Origin of the sequence: Micromonospora sp. NPDC047753, assembly GCF_040642735.1 — a bacterium.
Taxonomy (GTDB): domain Bacteria; phylum Actinomycetota; class Actinomycetes; order Mycobacteriales; family Micromonosporaceae; genus Micromonospora.
On the sequence record NZ_JBEYSL010000477.1, the window covers coordinates 1 to 5,178 of the forward strand.

5 protein-coding genes are annotated in these 5,178 nt (G+C 71.5%); 3 read left to right on the plus strand and 2 right to left on the minus strand.

Going from position 1 to position 5,178, the window contains the following annotated elements:
* Positions 1-112: 112 nt before the first annotated feature.
* The 3 genes from ABZ749_RS28860 to ABZ749_RS28870 all read left to right on the plus strand — a co-directional run bounded on the left by ABZ749_RS28860 (position 113) and on the right by ABZ749_RS28870 (position 3,249).
* A complete protein-coding gene (locus ABZ749_RS28860; protein ID WP_357233309.1) occupies positions 113-625 on the plus strand; it encodes a hypothetical protein in 513 nt (170 codons plus the stop codon).
* 88 nt (positions 626-713) lie between these two features.
* Entirely contained in the window at positions 714-2,120 is a 1,407-nt protein-coding gene (locus ABZ749_RS28865; protein WP_091407607.1) for a class II 3-deoxy-7-phosphoheptulonate synthase, read from the plus strand.
* 94 nt (positions 2,121-2,214) lie between these two features.
* Positions 2,215-3,249, plus strand: coding sequence for a GntG family PLP-dependent aldolase (locus tag ABZ749_RS28870; protein ID WP_357233312.1), 1,035 nt, complete (start codon positions 2,215-2,217; stop codon positions 3,247-3,249).
* Between the two features lie 104 nt (positions 3,250-3,353).
* Here ABZ749_RS28870 and ABZ749_RS28875 read toward each other — a convergent pair whose 3' ends face one another.
* On the minus strand, positions 3,354-4,223 hold the full coding sequence (locus ABZ749_RS28875; protein ID WP_357233314.1) for a deoxyribonuclease IV: 870 nt from the start codon (positions 4,221-4,223) through the stop codon (positions 3,354-3,356).
* Positions 4,223-5,178: PASTA domain-containing protein (locus ABZ749_RS28880; protein ID WP_357233317.1), on the minus strand; the 956-nt coding region annotated here is incomplete at its 5' end. The genes ABZ749_RS28880 and ABZ749_RS28875, both read right to left, overlap by 1 nt.

The window sequence follows — 5,178 nt, forward strand, 5'->3', positions numbered from 1 at the left end:
GCTCGGCCGACGCCCAGCGCGTCGACCGGGCCGCCGCCGTTGGGCTCGTACAGCCGGATGTGGCAGACTCGCGGCTCGGCACGTCTCGATCTCACCGCCGACGGAGGTGATCATGCGACCGATACACAGCAGGCTGGCGGCGACCGCCGCCGGGCTGATGCTGCTGCCGGTTGCCCTGGTCGGCTGCGGGATCGGCGACAAGGACGAGGAGAAGTCGGCCCCCAAGCCGGCCCGGGCCCCCGCCGAGGAGGCCGCCACCCGCTCCCGTGAGCGCGTGCAGGCGTACCTCGACGCCATGACGGCCAAGGACGTCGCCGCCGGCCGCAGCCAGCTCTGCGCTCTGCTGCACGACGGCTTCGACCGTGGCGCCACCGGCCCCAACGGCGACTTCGCCGACCACTTCCAGGTTCCGGAGGCGGCCATCACGGACATCCGGTCCGGTCCGCTCGGGCAGGAGGTCCGCGTCTCGGTCTCGGTCGCGGTCGGCAAGCGCACAGTCGTCCGGCCGTTGGTCTTCACCGTGACCCGCGACGGCAGCGACTGGTGCATCGCCGGGGAGGCGCCGGACGCAACCGCGGTCGCCAGCCCGACGCCGACCGGTGTGGTCCCCTCGCCCGCGTCCTGACCAGCGCCCCGGCAGATTGATCTCCCATCTGCCGGAACCGTCCCCCTCGCCGCCCGGCCACCCCGACCGTCGCCGTACGCTTTCTGTCATGCGCCATGAGTGGCATCAGCTGAGCCATCCCGCGGTGGGCAGCCCGGGCCTGCAGACCAGCCGACCGACGATCGATTCCGCCGAGGACGCCGCGCTCGGTCTGGACCGATGGCGGGAACTGCCCCGCGAGCAGGTCCCGCCGTGGTCCGACCCGGCCGCCGTGGCAGCGGTCTGCAAGGTCCTCGACACAGTGCCGTCCGTCGTCGCCCCCTACGAGGTGGACCAGCTCCGGCAGAAGCTCGCCCTGGTCTGCGAGGGCAAGGCGTTCCTGCTGCAGGGTGGTGACTGCGCCGAGACGTTCGTGGACAACACCGAGAGCCACCTGCTGGCCAACGCCCGCACCCTGCTCCAGATGGCGATCGTGCTCACCTACGGCGCGTCGCTGCCGGTGGTCAAGGTCGCCCGGGTCGCCGGGCAGTACACGAAGCCCCGCTCGCTGCCGACCGACGCCCGCGGCCTGCCCGCCTACCGCGGCGACATGATCAACTCGCTGGAGGCCGACCCGGCCGCCCGGGTCGCCGACCCGCAGCGCATGATCCGCGCGTACGCGAACTCGGCGGCGGCGATGAACATGCTCCGGGCGTACCTCGCCGGCGGGCTCGCCGACCTGCACGCCGTGCACGACTGGAACAAGGGCTTCGTGAAGAACTCCCCGGCGGGGGAGCGTTACGAGGCGATCGCCCGGGAGATCGACCGGGCGCTGGCCTTCATCCGGGCCTGCGGCATGACCGACGACGAGGCGCTGCGCACCGTCACGCTCTACTGCTCCCACGAGGCCCTGGCCCTGGAGTACGACCGGGCGCTCACCCGGGTCTCCGACCGTCGGGCGTACGGGCTCTCCGGGCACTTCCTGTGGATCGGCGAGCGCACCCGGCAGATCAGCGGCGCGCACATCGATTTCATCTCCCGGATCGCCAACCCGATCGGGGTCAAGCTCGGCCCGACGACCTCCCCGGACGAGGCGATCGAGTTGTGCGAGAAGCTCAACCCGGACAACATCCCCGGTCGGCTCACCCTGATCAGTCGGATGGGCAACCACCGGGTACGCGACGCGCTGCCGCCGATCGTCGCCAAGGTCACCGCCGCCGGGGCCAAGGTGGTCTGGCAGTGCGACCCGATGCACGGCAACACGCACGAGTCGTCCAACGGCTACAAGACCCGGCACTTCGACCGCATCGTCGACGAGGTGCTCGGCTACTTCGAGGTGCACCGGGGGCTGGACACCCACCCCGGCGGCCTGCACGTCGAGTTGACCGGCGAGGACGTCACCGAGTGCCTCGGCGGCGCCCAGGGGATCGAGGATCTCGACCTGCCCGACCGGTACGAGACTGCCTGCGACCCCCGACTGAACACCCAGCAGTCGTTGGAGTTGGCCTTCCTCGTAGCGGAGATGCTGCGTGGCTGAGCTTGCGAGCCCGCAGTCGGCAGTCGGAGGATGACCATGGCTGACGCGAGGAGTGAGCTTGCGAGCCGGCAGTCGGCAGTTGAAAGGGATGACAGTGCCTGATCTTTTCGTGGACCTGCGGTCCGACACGGTGACCCGACCCACCGCCGGGATGCGGGAGGCGATGGCCGCCGCTGAGGTCGGTGACGACGTCTACGGCGAGGACCCGAGCGTCAACGCGCTGGAGGCCGAGGTCGCCGCGTTGTTCGGGCACGAGGCGGCGCTGTTCGCCCCGAGTGGCTCGATGGCGAACCAGATCGCCCTGCAACTGCTGGTCTCGCCCGGCGACGAGTTGCTCTGTGACGCCGACGCGCACGTGGTCACGTACGAGATCGGCGCCGCGGCAGCGTACGGCGGGATCTCCTCGCGGACCTGGCCCTCGGTGGGCGCGGACATCGACCCGGAGGTGGTGGCCGGGATGATCCGGCCGGACGGCTACTTCGCCGTCCCCACCCGCGCGATAGCCGTCGAACAGACCCACAATCGCGGCGGCGGCGGGGTGATTCCGCTGGCGACCCTGCGGGATCTGCGCGGGGTGGCTGACGAGGCGGGCGTCGCGCTGCACTGTGACGGCGCCCGGATCTGGCACGCGCACGTCGCCGACCGGGTGCCACTGATCGAGTACGGCCGGCTCTTCGACACGCTGTCGGTGTGCCTCTCGAAGGGCCTCGGCGCGCCGGTCGGTTCGCTGCTGGTGGGCAGCGCGGACAAGATCGAACGTGGCCGGCTGATCCGTAAGCGGATGGGCGGGGGCATGCGCCAGGCCGGCATCCTCGCCGCCGCCGGTCGCTACGCGCTCGCGCAGCACATCGACCGGTTGGCCGACGACCACGCGAAGGCGGCCCGGCTCGCCGAGGCGGTCGCGCCGTTCGGTGTGCTGGCCACCACTGTCCGTACCAACCTGGTCGCGCTGGACCTCACCAAGCACACCCTGGACGCCCGGGCCCTGGCCGCCGCGGCGCGGGCCGAGGGCGTACTGATCTCCGTGCTCGGCCCCCGTACCGCCCGCCTGGTCACCCACCTGGGCGTCAGCGACGCGGACATCGACCGCGCCCTGGCAGCCCTACCCCGCATCCTCGCCGCAGCCTAAAACCCCACCCACCCACCCCGGCCCCCGTTCACCTCGGTGATCAAGAGGTTGGCGTCAGATTCCGACCGCGGGCTGACGCGAACCTCTTGATCAACAAGGGTGGGTCAGGGGTGGGACAGGCGGGTGAGGGTGGCGATGTCGGCGGCGTGGCCCACGTGCTTCTCGCTGGGGGTTTCCACGACAATCGGGACGCCAGCGGTCGCCGGGTGCGCCATCAGCTCGGCGAAGGCGGGCTCGCCGATGCTGCCCTTGCCGATGTTCTCGTGCCGATCCCGGGTGGAGCCGCACAGATCCTTCGAGTCGTTGGCGTGAATCAGCCGCAGCCGGTCCGCGCCGACAGTGGCCACCAGGGTGTCCAGGGTCGCCGTCATGCCGCCCTCGGCCGCCAGGTCGTGGCCGGCCGCCCAGGCGTGGCAGGTGTCGAAGCAGACCCCGAGCATGGGGTGCCCGTCCACCGCGTCCAGGTAGGGCCCGAGCTGCTCCACCCGGGAGGCCAGTGAGCGGCCACCGCCGGCGCTCGGCTCGACCAGCAACATCGGCCCGCCAGCGTCGGCAGCCCAGTCGAGCAGCGGCAGCAGCACCTCGCGGACCTGTCCCATCGCCGCCTCGGCGTGCCCCTCGTCCACCGAACTGCCCGCGTGGAACACCACCCCGCGCGCACCGATCGCCACGCCCCGACGAAGCGCGTGCGCCAGCGTCTGGCCCGACTTCTCGACAGTGGCCGGGGTGGGCGAGCCGAGGTTGACCAGCAGAGCGGCGTGGATGAACGCGGGAATGCCCCGCTCGGCGAAACCGTCGCGGAACAGCGCGTCCTGCACCGGGTCGCCGTCGGGCAGCGCCCAGCCTCGCGAGTTGGAGACGTAGACCTGCACCACCTGCGCGCCGGTCGCGTCGGCGTACGGCAGGGCAGCCTTCGCCAGCCCACCCGAGGTCGGAGTGTGCGTGCCCACCGGCCGCGCGGAGATCGTCGGCATCAGAAGCACGTCAGGGTGACCGGGGTGCCGGGCGCCACCTGCGAATTCTCGCCCGGAATCTGGATCCGGACCACGGCGTTCGGGTTGATCGCCATCGTCACCGGGAAGCCCTGGCCCTCCAACGCCTGCTTGGCCTGCTGGCACGGCAGGTCGATCACCCGTGGCATGGCGAGCAGCGGTGGCCCCTTGCTGACGTCCAGCTTGACCTCGGTGCCCTTCTCCACACCGGCGCCATCGGCCGGGCTCTGGCCGAGGATCTCGTCCCTCGGCTTGTCGGATTCCTTGTAGGTCTCCTTCAGCACCAGGTTGAGCTGGGCCAGGGTCGTTCGGGCGTCGGTCAGGCTCTTGCCGACCAGGTTCGGCACCGTCACCGGCGCCCTGCCCCGGCTCAGAATGAGGGTGACCTTCGCACCGGGTTTGACCTCGGTGCCGACCTTGGGGGAGCTGTCCACCACGACCCCGGCCGGCAGGCTGTCGTCGTAGCGGGGGGTGCCCTTGGCCACCACCAGCTTCACGTTGACCAGATCCGCCTCGGCGAGCTCGAACTCCTTGCCGATCACGTCCGGTACGGGGAAACGCTCCGGACCGAGGGAGAGGGTCAGGGTGATCGTGCCGCCCTTGAGGATCTCGGCGGCGGAGGCCGGGTTCTGCTCCAGCACGCTGTCCTTCGGGGCCTTCTCGTCGAAGCGCGGCTCAGCGTACTCGACGAGAAGCCCGGCGCGGTCGGCCCGCGCCTGCGCATCGGCCTTGCTCAGGCTCACCAACTGCGGAGCGTCCGTGTAGCGGCCGACGCCGAACCACCAACCCCCGAGCGCGGCCACCAGGCCCAGCGTCACGACCACGGCCGCGACGGCCAGCCGGCCACGAGGGCTGCTCAGCAGCGTGCTGCGCAGCGCGGCGAGCCGGGCGCCCAGGCCCTCCGCCGGCTCCGGGGCGGCCCGACGCCGCCCCGGCC